Source organism: Embleya scabrispora (assembly GCF_002024165.1).
Lineage (GTDB): Bacteria > Actinomycetota > Actinomycetes > Streptomycetales > Streptomycetaceae > Embleya > Embleya scabrispora_A.
This window is the reverse complement of the sequence record NZ_MWQN01000004.1, coordinates 350,714-369,179: the sequence shown is the minus strand read 5'-3', so window position 1 is coordinate 369,179 and position 18,466 is coordinate 350,714. Positions and strand designations below refer to the sequence as shown.

Genomic DNA, 18,466 nt, shown 5'->3' with positions numbered 1-18,466 from the left:
GACCGCCCGGCTCACCGGGTCGGCGACAGGCGCCGAACGCTTCGACGCCGTGCTCCTCCCACGCGGCCACCGGCCCATCGCCCTGTGCCCCGCGTCCACCGCGCGCCCCGATCGGGAACTGGCCACCGACCCGTCCGCCGCGTCCCGCATCGACATGCTCGTCGGCTCGCTCCGCGGCCGGCTCGGCGAGCGACTGCCCGCCCATCTGGTCCCCGCCGCCGTCATCGCCGTCGCCGCACTGCCCCTGACACCCCACGGAAAGCTGGACCGGCGAGCCTTGCCCGTCCCCGACTTCGCGCCCACAGCCGGCGGGCGAGCCCCGCGCACCCCGCTGGAGGAGTTGCTGTGCGCGCTGTTCGCCGAGGTGCTCGGCCTGGACCGGGTCGGCATCGACGACGACTTCTTCGACCTGGGCGGCCACTCCCTGCTGGCGACCCGGCTGGCGGGCAGGGTCCGCTCCGTCCTCGGCATCGAGCTGTCGCTGCGGGTGCTGTTCGCGGCCCCCAAGGTCGTCGAACTCGTCGAGCACCTGCCGCACGGCCCCCGCACCCGTGCCCCGCTGCGGCCCGGCGCATCGCGCCCCAAGACGGTTCCGCTCTCCTTCGCGCAGCGCCGCCTGTGGTTCCTGGACAAGTTCGAGGACGGATCGAGCACCTACCACACCCCGTTCCCGCTGCGCCTGACCGGCCGGCTCGACGCGACCGCGCTCGCCGAGGCACTACGCGACGTGGTGCGGCGCCACGAGAGCCTGCGCACCCTGTTCCCCGAGGACGCCGCGGGCGAGCCGTACCAGTACGTCCTGGACGCCGAGGAGGCGACCATCGACCTGCCCGTCCTCGACGTCGCCCCCCGGGACCTGGAGCGGGCTGTGGCCTCGGCGGCGTCCCGTCCCGTCGACCTGGCCTCGCAGATCCCGATCCACGCCACGCTTTTGCGCCTCGCCGCCGAGGAACACGTCCTCGTCCTGATGATCCATCACATCGCCGCCGACGGAGAGTCCTTGGCGCCGTTGGCCCGGGACCTGTCCGCCGCCTACACCGCCCGCCTGCGCGGCGAGCCGCCGCGCCGACGCGAACTGCCCGTACAGTACGTCGACTACACGCTGTGGCAGCGCGAGCTGCTCGGCTCCGCCGACGACCCCGACAGCCTCCTGACCACACAGATCGACTACTGGAAGGCAGAACTCGCGGGCCTGCCGCAGCCCCTACAGCTGCCCACCGACCGCCCGCGCCCTCTCGTCGCGAGTCATCGGGGCGACGTCGTGGAGTTCGCCATCGACCCGCGCACGGCCGCCGCCGTCGAGGAACTGGCCCGCGGCCGCGGTGCCACCGCGTCCATGGTGTTCCAGTCCGCGCTCGCCGTCCTGCTGCACGCGCTGGGCTCCGGTGACGACATCGCCATCGGTTCCCCCATCGCCAACCGCACCGACGACAACCTCGTCGACCTGATCGGCTTCTTCGTCAATACCTGGGTCCTGCGTGCCCGGGTGGTGGGCAACCCCGCCTTCCTGGACCTGCTCGACCAGGTGCGCGGCAAGTCGCTGGACGCCTACGACCATCAGGACCTGCCCTTCGAACGCCTGGTGGACGTCCTCAACCCCGAGCGCTCGACGTCCTATTCGCCGCTGGTGCAAGTGGTGCTCGCCTGGCAGAACTTCACTCGGAAGAACCTCATGCTGCCCGGGCTGCGGGTGGACCTGGAGCCGCTGCGCAGCCGCGTCGCCAAGTTCGACCTGTGCTTCAACCTGTTCGTCGACGCGGCCGGGCAGGGCGTCGTCGGCCACCTCGAATACGCCACGGACCTGTTCGATCGGGACACCGTCGAACGCCTCGCCGACCGCTTCGTGCGGGTCGTGGAACAACTCGTGGCCGATCCCACGCAGCGCGTCGGCGCGGTGGACGTACTGGAACCGGGGGAGCGACTGCTCCTGAGTGCCTGGTCGCGCGGCGGCGGCCCCGGCGACCCCGTCCCCGACCTGACCCTCGGGCAGGCCTTCGAGGCGACGGCGGCGGCGCACCCGCGGCGGCCCGCGGTCACCGGGGGAGCACGAACGCTCGACTACGCGGAGCTGAACGCCGCCGCGAACCGCCTGGCCCGCCTGCTGCGCGGGCGCGGTGCGGGCCCCGGCCGACTGGTGGCCGTGGCGCTGCCCCGCTCGGCCGAACTGGTCGTCGCGCTCGTCGCGGTCCTGAAGACCGGCGCCGCGTACCTGCCGATCGACCAGGGCCACCCGGTCGACCGCATCGCGTACACGCTCAGCGACGCAAGCCCCGAACTCGTCGTCACCGACACCTCGTTCACCGACCGATTGCCGTCGGGACCGCCGTGCGTGGTCATCGGCGCCCCCGGCTCCGACGCCGCGCTCGCCGCGTTGCCGGGACACGACCTCGACGCGGACGAGCGCGGCACCCACGGCACCGACGACGCGGCCTACGTCATCTACACCTCGGGCTCCACGGGCCGCCCCAAGGGCGTCCTGGTCACCCACCGCAACGTACTCGCCCTGATGACCCGGACCCGGGACCTGTTCGACTTCGGCGCCGACGACGTGTGGACGATGTTCCACTCGCCCGCCTTCGACTTCTCGGTGTGGGAACTGTGGGGGCCGCTGCTGCACGGCGGGCGCCTCGTGACGGTCCCGGACGACACCGGCCGGTCGCCGGACGACTTCCTCGCGCTGCTCGTGCGCGAGGGGGTGACGGTGCTCAACCAGACCCCGTCGGCGTTCTATCAACTCATCCGCGCGGATCGGGAGAACCCCGAGGCCGGTCGCCGATCGGCCCTGCGCACGGTGGTGTTCGGTGGCGAGGCACTGGATCCGGCGCGGCTGGTCGAATGGTACGAGCGGCACCCCGCCGACGCCCCTCGGTTGGTGAACATGTACGGCATCACGGAGACCACCGTGCACGTCACCCACGGCCCGCTCGACCCCTCGCTCGCGCACGCCGGCGCGGGCAGTGCGATCGGTACCGGCCTGCCCGGACTGGATGTGCGCCTGCTCGACGGGGCGCTGCGCGCCGTACCCGCGGGGTCGTGGGGGAGCTGTACGTCGGCGGGGACCAGCTTTCCCGTGGCTATCCGAACCGTCCGGGGCTGACCGCGGCGCGGTTCGTCGCCGACCCGTACGGGCCGCCCGGCAGCCGCCTCTACCGCTCCGGCGACCTGGCCCGCTGGACGCGGTCGGGCCGACTCGAATACGTCGGGCGCTCCGACGACCAGATCAAGCTTCGCGGGTTCCGGATCGAACCCGGCGAGGTCGAGGCGGCGCTCCTCGCGCGGGCGGACGTGGCCGACGCGCGGGTCGCCGTGCGCGTCGACGCGGCGGGGGACAAGGCGCTGATCGCGTACGTGGTCCGGGCCGGTTCCGACGCGCTGCCCGAACCGGCCGCGCTGCGCGCCGAGTTGCGCGGGCTGCTGCCGGACTACATGGTCCCCGCCGCCTTCGTGTCGCTGGACCGCATCCCCCTGACCGGCAACGGCAAACTGGACCACGCGGCCCTGCCCGCGCCCACGCGCACCGTGTCGGACCCCGCCGCCGCCGGGCCTTCCGGGGATCTGGAACTGCACGTCGTCCGTGCGTGGAGCCGCGTCCTGGACCTCGACCGGGACGGCGTGGGCATCGACGACGACTTCTTCGACGCCGGGGGAGACTCGTTCAAGGCGGTCGCCCTGGCCCGTGCGATCGGCCGGGGGTTGTCCGTGGTCGAGGTCTTCAAGAACCCCACACCCCGTCGACTGGCCGCATGTCTGGTCTCGTCGGCCGACTCATCCGGGCTGTTGCACCGCCTGACCCCCGACCGCGAGGACGGGACGGACCCCGAGCACACCGTCGTCTGCATCCCGTACGGCGGGGGCAACGCCACCGCCTACCGGGCCCTCGCCCGGGAGGTTGCCGAACACGCCGATCTGTGGGCCGTCGAATTGCCCGGGCACGACCCGGTGCGCCCCGACGAGCCACCGCGGCCCTGGGCCGAGACCGCGGAGCTGCTGGCGAAGGAGATCGTGCGGACCGTGCGCGGCCGGTACACGCTCTACGGGCACTGCGCGGGCACGCTGCTCGCCGTCCGCGTGGCCCGCCTCCTGGAGGACTGCGGCGCCGCCCCCTCGCGGATCGTCCTGGGAGCCGCGTTCCCCCCGGGCGACCCGACCGACGGCCGGGCGACGGACGTGCCGGAGGTCGCGGAGGCGGCGGACGTCGCGGATGAGCGGCTCTACGCCTTGCTCCACACGCTGGGCGGCTTCTCCGGAGCCCTGGACGACACGGATCGCCGCCGTGTCCTGACCGTCGTACGCCACGACATGGCCGAGGCCACGCGATTCCTGCGCGAGAGCGTCACCGACCGGGATCGGCTGCGCACCCCGATTCGGGCCCTGCTGGGCACCGACGACCCACTCACCGACGGCTACGCGACGGGTTACCGGGCCTGGGAGCGCTACGCCCACGACGTGACCTTGCACGTGATCGACGGAGCGGGCCACTACTTCGTCAAGGACCGCGCGGAGGAGGTGTCCCGCGTGGTCATCGGCGAGTGAGAAGGCTCGGCGCGGGGGAGCGGTGGTCGGGTGGTCGCGACTCCCCCGAGCGGTTGGCGTGTTCCGTCCGCCGGGCGACGCATCGTGTCCAACGGTGCCCGGCCGGTGCGGAGTTAGGTTCGTTCCGCAGCCGGGGAACGTGATCTCGATCCCCGTCGACGTCCCGTCCGAGCGGCGAACGCGGAACACCCCGGCACGCCCGGAGGACTCGCAACGGCCGCGCTGCGCACCGTCCTTCGCCCCCACGCGTCGTCCTCTGGAGATCCACCATGGCCCTTGACACCCACGGCCTGACCATCCACACGCATACGGCCTCGGAAGCCGGCCTGCTCGTCAACTCGTACCTGGTGGAGACCGGCGCAGGCGTCGTGGTCGTCGACACCAACCTCCTCAACTCCGAGATCGCCGCACTCGTCGCCAAGGTCGACGCACTCGGCAAGCCACTGCTCGGCGTCTTCGTCACCCACGCACACCCCGACCACTTCAACGGCGTCCACGCCCTCGTCGACGGCCGCGACGTCCCCGTCTACGCCACCGAAGCCGTCGACCGTGTCATCCGCGACATCTCCGACGCCAAACGCGCCCAATGGGGACCCGTCTACGGCGACGAATGGCCCGCCGTCACCGCCTTCCCCACCGTGCAGTTGAAGGACGGCGACCCCGTCACCCTCGACGGTGTCCGCTACACCGCCCGCGACCTCGGCCCCGCCGAAAGCCACGCGGACAGCGTCTTCCTCGTCCAGGCCGACGGCGCCGATCGGGATGTGGCGTTCATCGGGGACCTGGCCTTCCACGGCACCCACCCCTACACCGCCGACGGCCACGGCGCCCAGTGGCTGGAGGCCCTGGACACCCTCGCCGCCGAACTCGCGGACGCCGCCGTACTCCTGCCCGGCCACGGCGCACCGACCGGCGTCGAGGTCCTCGCCGCACAGCGCGATTACCTGCTCTGCTACCGCGCCGAGGTCGCCCGTCTGGCCGACGGGCAGCCGTCCCTCACCGCCGAGGCCAAGGAAGAACTCGACCGTGCCATGGAGAAGTACGCGCCGGACGCCCCGCTGTCCTGGATGATCGCCCTCGGCGCCGACGCCGTCGCGGCCGAACTCGCCGCGTCCTGACGGCAGTCACCCCTCGACCGGCCCCGCGCCTCCCGCCCGCCGAGAACGGCCGCCGTACCGGTCCCCCGGTACGGCGGCCCCGGCGCGGCGCCGGAACGCCGTGCACCCGCCGCCCCCACGGCCGGCGGCCCGGGGCGGTCGGTCCGTACAGCCCGAACGTCGCGCGGGCCCGCGCCACCGCGTTCGGCCGGTTCGCGACGTTCAGCCCAACACAGGCTGCGCGATGTCCGGTCCGGTCGTGTCGGGCCTGGCCCGCAGCGCCGCCGGAGTCTCGCCCTGCCATCGGAGCATCGCCCGGCGGAGCGTACGTGCGTCCGTGTAGCCCACGCGGGTGGCGATGGCCTGCTGCGGCAGATCGGTCTCCCGCAGCAGCCTCAGTGCGCGTTCCTCACGGGCGGCCGAGACCTCTCCTCGCCAGGTCGTACCGAGCGCGGACAATCTGCGCTGCAGGCTGCGGCCGCTGATGTGCAGGCGGGCGGCGACGTGGTCGAGGGCGACCGCGTCGCCCCGGAACGCGGAGTCCAAGGCCGCGCGGAAGCGCTCCTGCCAGGTCGGCGTGGCGCGAGAGGTCGCCATGATCCGGTCCGCGCAACCGCGCAGCAACCGGTCGAGGCCGGGCTGGAAGCCGGGCAGCGGACGCCGGACGTCGTCGAGCCGGAACGTCACGGAGTTGGCCGCCGCCTCGAACTCGATGTTCCGCGTACCGAAATGCTCGGCGTGCCGGCGGACCCCGGCCGGGGCGCGATGGGCGAGGGTCACCTTCAGCGGGACGAGCGGCGTCTTGGTGGCCTCGCCCGCCCGGCGCAGGAACACGGCCAGCGTCATCAGGTCGAATGCCTCGGCCACATCGGGGACGTCGACCCCGACGGACTGTTGCAGCGTGTAGAGCGAACCGCTCTCGATGCCCTCGATCCGCGTGTCCGCGTCGCCGACCACCCTCAGATACTCCGCGGCGGTGGCGAACGCCGTACGCAGATCGGGGCCGCAGGTGCTCAGGTAGTCCCATACGCCGAACGTCCCGATGTCGGCCGCGTCGGTGAGGCGCAGCGCGACGAAGGGACCGGATCCGGCCACCACCAACTGCTCCCACAGCGCGACCGCCGACGCGGTCGGCACGCGTATCAGATCATCGCCGAGGTCCTCCGACGAAAGCCCCGGAAGTTCGTCGAACCGGGCGGAATCCCCGCCTGAGTCGCGCACAAGGGCGCGGAAGAACCGCGCGCAGTGCGCCGAAACCGTCCATTCGTGCACGGTCGGCAATCCTAGATGCGGATTTCGTCCCCCGCTGCGAAATCATGATCGAAACCGCACAAGGCCGCGATCGGTCTCGACCGGGAGCGCCCGCGCGCCGGCAGGACCGGGGTTGGCGTCCCTCGCGGGGCCGTGGTCGTCGGGCGCACGAGGGCTGCGCCGGGCCTCGGACGTCTCGCGCGGTGAGCGCGCCGCCCCGCGACCCTGTCCTCGGCGTCGCGGTCGAAACCGCCGTCGGCCCACGAGCGGCGACGGCGGGGCAACGGTCCGGGTGGGAGACCTCGTCCCGGAAGTCCTGCCGGGCGGATCACCACTGGCCCTCGGATTCGCCGCTCACGGCCGAGGCCTGCGCGTGTTCGGCCCGGGCCGCCGCGGCGGCGTCGACGAAGGTGACGATCGCGTCGACCGCGGCCGGCACCTCGGGTGGCGACAGCCGCGTTCGGACGGTGCGACCGGCAGGTGATCCTGCCGGGCGAACAGGCCCGGGCCCGGGGCGGGGGCGGTCGCGCCGGGGGCGGGGCCGGTTGTGCGCGGCCTGGTACGGAAGTCCTCGTCCCTACGGACGACGCGCGGCGGAATCGTGCCCGGAACCGGTACTCGGGTCCTTCCTTCCGGCGGATGAGGTGGCGCGCGTTCCGCATTCGTAGCCTCCGTTCATGCCATCACCGGGAATACCTCACGCTCGACGGAATTCCACGAAGTCCCCTGCGGCGCAACGAAATCGGCCCTGGTGGAGGAGGGTGCGCGGGCGCCGTGTCGCGCTGCTGCTCGGCGCCGCCCTGTCGGCCGGTCTCACCCCCGCCCTCGCCGCGGGCGCGGCGCAGGCGGCGCCGCTCGCGGCCGACGCACCAGGCCGACTCGACGCCTACGAACGGCAACATCCGACGTGGCAGCGGTGCGCGGCCGACGCCCCGGCCGAGTTCGAGTGCGCCACCGTCCAGGTGCCGCTGGACTACCGCGATCCCGGCGGTCGCCGCATCGAGGTGGCGATCTCCCGGATCAAGGCGGCCGACTCGCACCGGCGGCGGGGCGTCCTGCTGTTGAACCCCGGCGGCCCCGGTGGTCCCGGGCTCGGCCTGCCCTGGGAGTTGGACTCCTCCTTTCCGCAGTCGGTGAAGGACCGCTTCGACCGAATCGGCTTCGATCCGCGCGGCGTCGGCCGCAGCACTCCCGTCGACTGCGGCCTCACCGCGGACGAATACAACATCTTCCGGCCGCACCGCACGTTCGACGCGAACGTGGCATGGGCGCGCGGCGTCGCCGACAAGTGTCGTGCCCACGCGGGCGACCTGATCCCGTACGTCACCACCCGCAACACCGCGCGCGACATGGACGTGATCCGCGCGGTGCTGGGCGAGAAGCGGATCTCCTACCTGGGCCTGTCGTACGGCACGGCCCTCGGCGCGGTCTACACGCAGATGTTTCCCACGCGTGCCGACCGCTTCGTGCTGGACAGTTCGGTCGGCCCCGACATGATGTGGCGCGGGCAGTTCCGCAGTTGGGCCCCGGAGGCCCAGGCCGAGTTCCGGCGCTGGACGCGCTGGACGGCGGAACGCTCGGCGACCTACCACCTCGGCGACACGCCCGACGAGGTCGCGGCCGGCTTTCGGGACCTGATCGCGCGCGCCGACCGGGACCCGATCGTGTTGGGCGGCACACCCGTGAACGGCGTACAGATCCGGCAGACGCTTCGACCCATGTTCGCCACCGTCGCGGAAGCGGCGAAGTGGGTGGTCGTCGTGAAACAGGGGGCCGCCGGGGAGCCCACCCCCGAACTGCCGCAGGCTTCCCCGCCCGACCCCTCCGCCTCGTTGACCGTCGTCTGCGGCGACGTCGACTGGCCTCGCGACGTACAGCGCTATCGGGCCGACTCCGCCCGCGACTCGGTGCGATACCCGGTTTTCGGCGACCTCGCCTCCGGCATCATGCCGTGCGCGTTCTGGGCCGGTCCCCGCGAGCCGGTGACCGTCGTGGACAATCGTGTGCCCGCGCTCATCGTGCAGAACGAATGGGACCCCGCGACCCCGCTGTCCGGGGCGCGGTCCATGCACCGATCGCTGAAGGGCTCCCGCATGATCACGGTCGACGAGGGCGAGGGGCACGGCGTCTACCTGTTCGCGGGCAACCGCTGCGCCGACGAGACGACCACGGCCTATCTCGTCACCGGACGACTTCCCGGCGCGGACGTGACGTGCCGCGCACAGGCCGACGACCGACGCGTGGCCTCGCCGCCGTCCGCGCGCCTGGGCTGAGTTCGCGTACGCCCGGGCGGAACGGTGTGCGCCGGTCCGCCCGGGCGTCGGATGTCCCGCGCGCGAAGCGCGGATCGCCTTTGCCGTACACGCGACGACCCGACCGGGCCCCGACCGGGCGGTCACCGCTTCGACGGCGGTCGTCGCGGCTCGCCGATGGTCGCCGATGCGTCGGATTCGGCAATGACGCCGAGGGTGGTCGAGTCGACTCCGACAACATCTGGCAACCGGTTGCCGCCCGAGTCGGGCGAACGGCGTAATGGCTGTTGAACCCGGGCAATGAAGGAGCCCTGCGTGCCGCCTTCGGCGCGGCGGACAAGCGTGGGATGCGCCCGCCGGCCACCGGGCACACACGACCGCCCCCAACCGGAAACGAAAGGCAAGACGTGCAGATCATCTCGGCCGACGTCGTCGTCACCAGCCCGACGCGAAACTTCGTCACCCTCAAGATCACGACGGACGAGGGTGTCACCGGGCTCGGTGACGCGACGCTCAACGGCCGCGAACTCGCCGTCGCCGCCTACCTGAAGGACCACGTCGCCCAACTCCTCGTCGGCCGCGACCCGCACCGCATCGAGGACACCTGGCAATTCCTCTACCGCAGCGCCTACTGGCGGCGCGGGCCGGTCACCATGGCGGCGGTCGCGGCGGTCGACATGGCGCTGTGGGACATCAAGGGCAAGGTCGCGAACCTGCCCGTCTACCAACTCCTCGGCGGCGCCGCCCGCACCGGCCTGACGACGTACGGTCATGCGTCCGGACGCGACCTGCCCGAACTGTTCGACTCGATCCGCCGGCACCTGGAGGAGGGCCACCGGGCGATCCGCGTCCAAAGCTCGGTCCCCGGCATCACCGCGCTGTACGGGGTGGCGGCCCAGGCGCAGGCGTCGGGCCGGCGCTACGACCACGAACCGGCCGGGCGAGGCAGCCGACCCACGGAGGAGGACTGGGACACCCGGGCCTACCTGCGCCACGTGCCCACCGTCTTCGAGGCCGTACGCGCCGAGTTCGGCCCCGGGCTTGCGTTGCTGCACGACGGCCATCACCGCATGACGCCGATCCAGGCCGCGAAGCTGGGCAAGGCCCTCGAGCCCTACGACCTGTTCTGGCTGGAGGACGTCACCCCGGCCGAACACCAGGAGGCGTTCCGGCTCATCCGCCACCACACCACCACCCCGCTGGCGGTGGGCGAGGTGTTCAACCACGCGGCCGACTTCCGGACCCTGATCACCGAGCAGCTCATCGACTACGTCCGGGCCGCGGCGACCCACTTCGGCGGCATCACCCCCCTGCGCAAACTCATGGGCACCGCGGCGGAGTACCAGATCAAATCGGGCTTCCACGGCCCCACCGACATCTCCCCGGTCGGCCTGGCGGCCCAGGTCCACCTGGGCCTGGCCATCCACAACTTCGGCATCCAGGAGTACATGGGCCACAGCGACGCCACCAACACCGTCTTCCGCCCCTCCCTGACGTTCCGCGACGGCCTCCTCCACCCCGGCGACACCCCCGGTCTCGGCGTCGAACTGGACGAGGAGGCCGCCGCCGCCCACCCCTACCAACAGGCATACCTGCCCTTCAACAGGCTCGCCGACGGCACCGTGCACGACTGGTGAACCGCCCGTCCGGGCCACCTGTACCGCCGGACCCACCCCGAGGCCACCGTGCGGCCGGGCCCACGGCGGCAGTTCCCACGACAGCCGAAGACAGGTGCTAAATGCGGCACTATCACCCATAAATGGGTGATAGTGATGTGGATCGAATGGTCGTCGTTCCGGCGGACGCCGAGGCGCCGTGGCCGCTCCGATCGCCTCGCTGGTTCTTCGACGAGAGGAGTGTTCGGTCGTGGCGCGTGCGATCTGGACGGGCGTGATCAACTTCGGATTGGTCACGGTGCCGGTGGGGTTGTTCTCGGCGACACAGGACCACACGATCCACTTCCACCAACTCCAGCGCGGCACGGGCGACCGGGTGCGCAACCGGCGGGTGAACGAGCGCACGGGGGAGGAGGTCGACTACGCCGACGTGGTCAAGGGCTATGACGTCGGTGACGGTCACTACCTCACCGTCGAGCCCGAAGAACTCGCCGACATCGCACCGGGCCGCTCCCGCAGCATCGACGTCGGCGACTTCGTCGACCTCGCCGAGATCGACCCGATCCACTTCGACAAGACCTACTACCTCGCCCCCACCCAACCCGAGTACGAGCGCGTCTACGCCCTCCTCCTCCAGGCCCTGGAGCGCACCAACCGCGCGGGCATCGCCCTGTTCGTCATGCGCGGGCGCCAATATCTGACCGCGCTGCGCGCCCAGGGCCGAACGCTGACCCTGCAGACACTGCATTTCGCCGACGAGATCCGCGACCCCGCCGCCGAACTCGACCACCTCCCGAAGAAGACCGCCTTCAAGGACCGCGAACTCGCCATGGCCGAGCAGCTCGTCGAGGCCATGGCCGCCCCCTGGCGTCCGGAGGACTACCACGACACCTACCGCGAACGTGTCGAACAGCTCCTCGACGACAAACGCCGCGGCCACGAAACCGTCGCCGCCGACGACGCCCCCGAACCCACGAACGTCGTCGACCTCATGGAAGCCCTGCGCCGCAGCGTCGACACGGCCGCCTCGCGCGGCAGAGGCGGCTCCGGCAAGGGCGGGCGGAGCTCGACGAAGCGCCGCGCGAGCGCGAAATCGACGCACCCACGCGGCAAGAAGGCCACCCAGGGCGGCGGCAAGACTCGCCCCCGTGACACGAAGGCCGCAAAGGCCGGTCGCAGCGGCGCCACCACCAAGGGCGACGCCGAGGAGCTGTCCGGGCTGACCAAGTCCGCACTGGCCCGCAAGGCCGCCGACCTCGACATCCCCGGACGCTCGAAGATGACCCGCGACGAACTCGAGAAGGCGATTCGCACCGCCGGCGACGGCGGCAGGACCGGGTCCCGCACGGGCAAACGCAAGGCATCCTGACCCACCTCACGCACCCGCCGCCGGCCTGGGTGAGGCCCATCGCGACGCCCTCGCCGACGTGCCGAACGGCCGGCGTCCCTGTGACGACCGCGGCAAACGCCACGATGCCGGCGCCTGTGGTCAGGCGTACACGCGTACGGAGTTCGTCGAGGTCAAACTGGTCCACAGGCCCGAGTTGCAGTTGTTGATGTCGAGGTCCCAGGCCACCTTTCCGGTGCCGTCTCGCCCGGTGAACCCCTTGATCCCGGCTCCGCCCGTCTGGCAGTTCACCACGGTGTAGTCACCGACCAGGTTGCTCACGTTGTACGTGCCGTAGCGGTAGAAGTTGTACACCATGGGGTGATTCGGGCTGTCGTCCCAGATGTCGCCCTTGTAGATGCAGACATGGCCCGAGCCGCAGGCGGATGAACGCATCACGGGGGCAGCCGAGGGTGCGGCGGTCGCTGCGGCCGGTGACGCGGACGCACCGAACGCGGTGGCAACGGCCAATCCGAGGGCGGCGAGAAGCACGGCCGGGGCGCTGCGCGCCGGGGCCTCACGACGGGATCGAGGCCGAGTCGGGTCAAGGTTCATGAGCGGTCCCATTCTTGCGACGCGGAATCGGCCCATCCGACACAGAACGGGCCTTCAGGCACAGTGAGTCCTGCGCTCGGCCCCGCGCTATCCGCCGATCGGGTGGCGTACGGAGGCCCGTTCGGCACGGTCCGCGACCGGATCGGGACGATCGTGGACGACGTGCACCGACGGGGACGGGCGTGATCATCTAGCGTGGACACCGTGCTCGATGGAACCGTCTCGGCCCGTATGGGGCGCTTCATGGTGGACTTCGCGCGTCGGGCCGGAATGCCGCCCGAGCGGCTGGGGCGCCTGCCCGGGCTCGGGGCCGAGATCCTCGCCGACGAGTTCGTGCGAGTGCCGACGTCCGCGGCGCTGGTCCTGTGGGAAGAGATCATCGCCGGGTCACCCGATCCGGACGCCGGACTGCGCGCCGCCGCCATGGCCCCGCTCGGGTCCTTCGGTGTCTGGGACTACCTGTTCACCTCCGGCGCCACGCTCGCCGAGTCGCTGAACAGCGTGGGCGGCTACGTCACCGTGATCGGCGACCCGCAGGCCGAGCGAATATCCGTCGTCGACGACGGCCGCCTGCTGATCCTGTCGCACAGTACGGGGCCGGCCGGAGCCGATGTGGTCGCCGCCGTCGAGCAGTTCGCCGCCGTCCTGTTCACCCGGCGGGCGACCGAGGCACTGCACCGCCCGGTCGCCCCCGTGCGTGTCACGTTCCGACACCGCGCCCCCACCGGCACCGGCACCGACGCCCTCACCGAGCTGCTGGGCACCCGGAACATCGACTTCGACGCTCCCGCGAACACCATCACCTTCCTCGCCGACGACGCGCACGCTCCGCTCCCGCACACCCAGCCGGGCCTGCACGAAGTCCTCCGCAACCACGCGGAACTGGTCATCGCCGCGGCAAGACCCGTGTTGAACTGGCACGCCGTCTTCCGCATCGCGCTGCACGCCGCCATCCACAACGCCGACCTCTCGCTGGCGACCGTTGCCCGCCGCATGGCCACGACCCCCCGCACCCTGCAGCGCCGCCTCGCCGAGCACGGCACCACCTGGCGTGACGAAGTCCAGGCCGTCCGAGAGCAGTTGGCCCTGGAGCTCCTCCGTGACGGCACCATCCCCCTTCGCGCCGTCGCGGCCCGCGCCGGCTTCAGCGACCCCCGCACCCTCCGTCGCGCGATGCACCGCTGGCAAGGCGCCCCACCCGCCGACGTCCGACGGTCCCTGACCATCCCCACCTGACCGACCGGTTCGTCCGCACGGCGTCGAACGCGAGGCCCCGGAAGCCGAAAACGTCCGTGGGCCGCCAGGGCGCGCATGCCCTCCATTCCGGGGGTCCGCCGCCCGCCCGGCCGCAGACGCCGTTCATCCCCGGTGGTGGCGCATCGTATGTCCCTGCCGGCGTGCCCGGTCCCCCGTCCGCCCCCGTTACCGGACATAGATTCGTCGACGAGCCGCAAGGCCGGGGCGGAACCGCCGCCAAGCCGGTCGGCGACCGTATCCACATCGGAGGAAACGAGCATCCCGCCGTGCGCGATTCCGCCCGACCCACCCGACCCGCCCGACCCGGAAACGGAGCCCGCCCATGCGCATCACCGTGGACGTGAAGCTGTGCGAGAGCCACGGCCAGTGCGTCTTCGCCGTCCCCGACGTCTTCGCCTTCGACGACGACGACTGTCTCATCTACGAGAGCGAGCCTGCCGACGTGTTCGCCGACACGGTCCGTGCCGCGGTCCACTTGTGCCCCGCCCGCGCCATCAGCACCACCGCCGAGCCGTCATGAGGCGCATCATCATCGTCGGCGCCTCGCTCGCCGGACTCCGCACCGCGCAGGCGCTGCGCGCCGAAGGATTCGGCGGGACGCTGACCCTGGTCGGTGCCGAGCCGTATCCGCCCTACGATCGTCCGCCGCTCTCCAAGAAGTGGCTCGCCGCCGGAGCCGATGACGCGCCCGCCGACGACCCGGCCCTGCCGATTCCCGCCGGCCTGGACGCGAAGTGGCTGCTGGGCACCCGCGCGGTCGGCCTCGACCCGGCCGCCGGGGCCGTCCACCTGGAGGACGGCGGCGAACTGGCGTACGACGGCCTGGTCATCGCCACCGGGGCGGCCGCGCGGCCGCTGCCGACTGCGGGGACGCCGCCACCCGAGGGCGTGTTCACGCTGCGCGACCGCGACGACGCCGACGCGCTGCGCGCCGAACTGCGCCCCGGCCGCCGCATCACCGTGGTCGGCGGCGGCCTCCTCGGCAGCGAGGTCGCCGCGACCGCCCGCCACCGCGGCTTGGAGGTCACCCTCGTGGTGTCCACGCCGCACCCCCTGGAACGACTGATCGGCGAGGCGGCGGGCCGCTTCGTCACGGCACTGCACCGGGCCGCCGGGATCACCGTCGTCGTCTGCCGGAGCGCGACCGGCTTCCGCGACAGCGGACGGCTCGCGGCGGTCGAACTGTCCGACGGCACCGAGATCGGCGCCGACCTCGCGGTGCTCGCCCTCGGCACCCGGCCGAACGCCGAATGGCTTGCCGCAGCAGGTCTCGTGGTCGACGAAGGCGTGCTCTGCGACGAGCACTTGCGGGTCCTGCGCGCGGACGGCACCCCGGCACGCGGCATCGTCGCGGCGGGCGACGTCGTCAGCCGGCCGCATCCGCTGACCGGCGGAACACCCATCAGACTCGGCCACTGGAACAACGCGGCCGAGCAGGCCGCCGCCGCGGCGTACAACCTCCTGCATCCCGCGCGGCCCAGGCCGTTCGCCGGCGTCCCCTCGTTCTGGTGCGACCTGCACGGCGTCACCTTGCGTGCCGTGGGGCTTCCGGCCATCGCGGACGAAGTCCGGGTCGCCGAAAATGCCCTGTACACACGCAAGTTGGAGATCACCTATGCCCGGGCCGGCCGACTGGTCGGCGCCCTCACCGTGGGCCGCAACGGCAGGCTCGCGGGCCACCGACGCGTCCTCGCCGAGAGCCTTATGGCCATCCCCGCCTGAGCGCCGGCATCCCTCACACCACCGCCGAGGACGCCGCCTATCCGGGCTGATCGCCGCCGGTCAGACGTTTGCCGATCATGTCCCGGCAGACCTCGACCGAGAAGGCCATCAGTGCGCCGGCCTGGGCGTCACGGAAGTGCCGTTGGATCGGGGAGGAACGCAGGAAGCCCGAGCCGCCGCCGACCCGAAGCGCGAACTCCGCGATTTCCTTGGCCACCTGGTTGGCGTACAGCTTCGCCTCCACGGCGGCGTCGAGGGCGCCTGGCGCGTTGCGGTCGGCGAGCCACATGGACCGTTCCGCGAGGGTGCGTGCGGCCAGGAGCTTCACGTGCGCGTCGGCGGCGTCGAAATGGACCCACTGCATGTCGCCGACCGGCCTGCCGGTGCTGGGCACGACGCGCTTGCGGGCATGGTCGGTACACGCCTCGAGCGCGGCCTCGGCAACGCCGATCGACAACCACGGCAGGCCGAGCGCGATGATGTTCGGCGCCGTCGGGTCGACGATGTGGCATCGGTTCTCGTGGCGCAGCAGTGTGTCGCGGAACTCCACCAACTGGCTGCGGGTGCCGCGCAGGCCCATCGAGTCCCAGATCGACACCAGTTCGATGCTGTCGTCCCGGCTCACCCCGAAGAACGCCGGTCCGTCCTCGAGCAGCGCGTTGACCAGGAAATAGTCCGCGATCTCACACCCGGACACGAATCGCTTCGCGCCGTCCAGCCGGAAACCGCCGTCCACCGGTTGCGCCCGCTGGAGCGGCATCAAGAACAGGTTGCCGCCGGTCGGCTCCGACAGCGCGTTCGCGAACCGTTTGCCCGCGGCCAACTCCTCCGCATAGACCGGCGGTCCGTGGCCGACCAGCGCCTGCGCCGCGCCCAGATGCATCGTCCAGACGCACGCCGTCGACGGGCACGCCCTGCCGACGATGCGAAGGATCTCTCCGAGCGCCTGGTAGGACAGTCCACGACCGCCCCGGTCTCGCGGCATCACGGCCAGGTCCAGGCCGGCCTCGTGCAACGCGGTCAGATTCGCGACCGGCAGGGTGGCCTCGTGATCGTGCTCGTCCGCCGCCGCGGCGAACCGCGGGGCCAGATCCCGCGCCGCGTCCACGAACGGCTGTTCTTCCCGGGGAACCGCAAACGGTGAAGTCACCGGCCGAGCCTAGAAGTTCCACGTCGACGTCGGGGGTCCGTTCCCCGCATACGAACCACAGGCCCGCACGCGTCGGCATCGCGCGCATGCGGCAGCGGCCCCGCACGCACACTGTTCGTCCGTCTGTTCGGCGCGCGCGCCGAGCGGGAGAACGCGCACCGTTCCTACCGCGCGGCGCGAGTGCTTGCGGACAGTCGGAGCGTGTCCCGGAGGCGTTCGGCTCGTTGGACCGGGCAGTTGGATGTTCGCGTGTCGTTCGCAGGGAGCGGATCGGCGGTCGCGCGGTGGAGGGAGTACACGACGCGATGGGTACCGAGCCGGCGCACGTGTGTGGTCGGGGTTCGGATCCGGGCGTGGTGGGTGGGCATGTCGTGGTGCGCCGGGTGCGGGCGCGAAAGTGCGTCGCGGTGTACGAGGCACGTGCCGGTGTCGTGTTGAAGGTCGTGTGTGCCCGGGCGTCGGATTCGGCACGGGATCGGTTGGACAACGAGAGGGCGTTCCTGACCCTGCTGGCACACAGCCCGATCGCCCCGAACCTGCTCGGCGCGGGTGAGGCGGGCGACGCCCGCTACCTGGCGATCGCGTGGCGGCCAGGAGTGACGCTGGAGCGGTTGGCGCGCTACGCGGGCCCGTTGGGCGCGGTCGACTCGGAGGCGAATGCGGACCTGTTCGCGGCGACGGCGACGGCGGTGGGCGCGGCGTTCACCCACCTGCACCACCACGGCGTCGCCCACGGCGACGTGAGCCCCGCGAACATCGTGCTGGCGCCCGACGGGTCCGCCACGCTCATCGATTTCGAGAGCGCCCACCGCCTGACCACCGCCGACTCGCCTCGTCGGCGTCCCGCCGGTGCACCGGCCGTCGTTCGGCGCAAGACGACCCGCGCCTACCTGCCGCCCGAGTTGTTCCCCGACGACGGGCGGGAGCCATACCTCACCCATCCGCCCACGGTCGCCTCGGAACAGTACGCGCTCGCCGCCGTGCTGCGCAGGCTCCTGGACGGCGACAGCCCTCGTCCGGGAGGGGCCGTCCTCGACGAACCCGCGCCGTCGGCCGGTTCGTTGACACGGTCGAGGCCGGCCACCGGATGGCCCGCCCGCCGATGGCCGGCGCTGCCGGGTGTGCTGCGCACGGCGCTGGACCGCGAACCCACACGCAGGTTTCCCACCATTCGCGCATTCGCGCTGGCCCTGGACGACGCACTGACCTGAATTCCGCGCCGCCGACGCACCTCGCGGCAAGGCGCACCCCCCTTCGACCCCCGCACCTCTTGGAGGAACATCATGTCGCCATCCCCGTCCGCTCGCCGCACCGCCGTGTTGTCCGCGACCGTGATCGCGGTAACCGCCCTGGAGGCACTCACCGCCGGCGCGGCCTCGGCCACCACCGTGATCGGCGGCTTCAACGGCACGTTCGGCAACGCCTGTGTCAACACCACCGATGACGCCACCGCGGCCACCGGAATCACCACTCACGCCCAGGGCATCATCGGCGGCCACGCCCTGGCACTGCCGATCAGCGGGCCCGCGAACCAATGCGCCAACCTCGGACTGCCGCAGGAGAACTCCGCCGAGGAAGACTCGACGTCGAGGGGCGCGTGAAGTCGATCCCCGAACATCGGGCGCCGTCTCGCGGCACGTCAACCC

Annotated in this window: 14 protein-coding genes; 11 read left to right on the top strand and 3 right to left on the bottom strand. The window is 71.9% G+C overall.

Annotation, left to right across the window (positions count from 1 at the left end; all coding sequences use genetic code 11):
• The first annotated feature begins 154 nt into the window (after positions 1–154).
• The 3 genes from B4N89_RS52280 to B4N89_RS42140 all read left to right on the top strand — a co-directional run bounded on the left by B4N89_RS52280 (position 155) and on the right by B4N89_RS42140 (position 5,651).
• A complete protein-coding gene (locus B4N89_RS52280; protein ID WP_235619351.1) occupies positions 155–3,097 on the top strand; it encodes a condensation domain-containing protein in 2,943 nt (980 codons plus the stop codon).
• Positions 3,034–4,533: a thioesterase domain-containing protein gene (locus tag B4N89_RS42145; RefSeq protein WP_161501010.1), complete on the top strand. Its 1,500-nt coding sequence runs from the start codon at positions 3,034–3,036 to the stop codon at positions 4,531–4,533. Before B4N89_RS52280 ends, B4N89_RS42145 begins: the two co-directional genes overlap by 64 nt.
• Positions 4,534–4,802: 269 nt before the next feature.
• Complete coding sequence (locus B4N89_RS42140) at positions 4,803–5,651, top strand: MBL fold metallo-hydrolase (RefSeq protein ID WP_078981914.1); 849 nt, start codon at positions 4,803–4,805, stop codon at positions 5,649–5,651.
• Between the two features lie 201 nt (positions 5,652–5,852).
• Here B4N89_RS42140 and B4N89_RS42135 read toward each other — a convergent pair whose 3' ends face one another.
• Positions 5,853–6,851: an AraC family transcriptional regulator gene (locus B4N89_RS42135; RefSeq protein ID WP_235619350.1), complete on the bottom strand. Its 999-nt coding sequence runs from the start codon at positions 6,849–6,851 to the stop codon at positions 5,853–5,855.
• Between the two features lie 791 nt (positions 6,852–7,642).
• Between B4N89_RS42135 and B4N89_RS42125 the strand changes: the two genes are divergently transcribed.
• The 3 genes from B4N89_RS42125 (at position 7,643) to B4N89_RS42115 (ending at position 12,118) form a co-directional block, all read left to right on the top strand.
• The gene (locus tag B4N89_RS42125; RefSeq protein WP_235619301.1) at positions 7,643–9,154 is read left to right on the top strand and encodes an alpha/beta hydrolase; all 1,512 of its coding nucleotides are present in this window, start codon (positions 7,643–7,645) and stop codon (positions 9,152–9,154) included.
• Between the two features lie 386 nt (positions 9,155–9,540).
• Positions 9,541–10,770 (top strand): D-mannonate dehydratase ManD, encoded by a 1,230-nt coding sequence (gene manD / locus B4N89_RS42120; protein ID WP_078981910.1) that lies wholly within the window; start codon positions 9,541–9,543, stop codon positions 10,768–10,770.
• Positions 10,771–10,999: 229 nt separating this feature from the next.
• A complete protein-coding gene (locus tag B4N89_RS42115; RefSeq protein ID WP_078982373.1) occupies positions 11,000–12,118 on the top strand; it encodes a Ku protein in 1,119 nt (372 codons plus the stop codon).
• A gap of 120 nt (positions 12,119–12,238) precedes the next feature.
• Here the strand turns inward: B4N89_RS42115 and B4N89_RS42110 are convergent, their stop codons facing one another.
• Entirely contained in the window at positions 12,239–12,535 is a 297-nt protein-coding gene (locus tag B4N89_RS42110; RefSeq protein ID WP_143658289.1) for a hypothetical protein, read from the bottom strand.
• A gap of 360 nt (positions 12,536–12,895) precedes the next feature.
• Between B4N89_RS42110 and B4N89_RS42105 the strand changes: the two genes are divergently transcribed.
• The 3 genes from B4N89_RS42105 (at position 12,896) to B4N89_RS42095 (ending at position 15,670) form a co-directional block, all read left to right on the top strand.
• Complete coding sequence (locus tag B4N89_RS42105; RefSeq protein ID WP_143658288.1) at positions 12,896–13,927, top strand: AraC family transcriptional regulator; 1,032 nt, start codon at positions 12,896–12,898, stop codon at positions 13,925–13,927.
• A 343-nt stretch (positions 13,928–14,270) separates the two neighbouring features.
• Positions 14,271–14,468, top strand: a complete 198-nt coding sequence (locus tag B4N89_RS42100) for a ferredoxin (protein WP_078981907.1) — start codon at positions 14,271–14,273, stop codon at positions 14,466–14,468.
• Positions 14,465–15,670: an NAD(P)/FAD-dependent oxidoreductase gene (locus tag B4N89_RS42095; RefSeq protein WP_078981906.1), complete on the top strand. Its 1,206-nt coding sequence runs from the start codon at positions 14,465–14,467 to the stop codon at positions 15,668–15,670. Before B4N89_RS42100 ends, B4N89_RS42095 begins: the two co-directional genes overlap by 4 nt.
• A gap of 37 nt (positions 15,671–15,707) precedes the next feature.
• Here the strand turns inward: B4N89_RS42095 and B4N89_RS42090 are convergent, their stop codons facing one another.
• Positions 15,708–16,820, bottom strand: a complete 1,113-nt coding sequence (locus B4N89_RS42090; protein ID WP_078981905.1) for an acyl-CoA dehydrogenase family protein — start codon at positions 16,818–16,820, stop codon at positions 15,708–15,710.
• A gap of 305 nt (positions 16,821–17,125) precedes the next feature.
• Here B4N89_RS42090 and B4N89_RS42085 point away from each other — a divergent pair, with 305 nt between their 5' ends.
• Both B4N89_RS42085 and B4N89_RS42080 read left to right on the top strand, forming a co-directional pair.
• Positions 17,126–18,031, top strand: a complete 906-nt coding sequence (locus B4N89_RS42085) for a protein kinase domain-containing protein (RefSeq protein ID WP_161501008.1) — start codon at positions 17,126–17,128, stop codon at positions 18,029–18,031.
• A gap of 72 nt (positions 18,032–18,103) precedes the next feature.
• Entirely contained in the window at positions 18,104–18,421 is a 318-nt protein-coding gene (locus B4N89_RS42080) for a hypothetical protein (RefSeq protein WP_078981903.1), read from the top strand.
• Positions 18,422–18,466 lie beyond the last annotated feature (45 nt).

Coding starts and splice junctions, on each gene's coding strand:
- B4N89_RS52280 (WP_235619351.1), top strand. CDS start 155: ATGCTCGTCGGCTCGCTCCGCGGCCGGCTCGGCGAGCGACTGCCCGCC.
- B4N89_RS42140 (WP_078981914.1), top strand. CDS start 4,803: ATGGCCCTTGACACCCACGGCCTGACCATCCACACGCATACGGCCTCG.
- B4N89_RS42100 (WP_078981907.1), top strand. CDS start 14,271: ATGCGCATCACCGTGGACGTGAAGCTGTGCGAGAGCCACGGCCAGTGC.
- B4N89_RS42095 (WP_078981906.1), top strand. CDS start 14,465: ATGAGGCGCATCATCATCGTCGGCGCCTCGCTCGCCGGACTCCGCACC.
- B4N89_RS42085 (WP_161501008.1), top strand. CDS start 17,126: ATGGGTACCGAGCCGGCGCACGTGTGTGGTCGGGGTTCGGATCCGGGC.
- B4N89_RS42080 (WP_078981903.1), top strand. CDS start 18,104: ATGTCGCCATCCCCGTCCGCTCGCCGCACCGCCGTGTTGTCCGCGACC.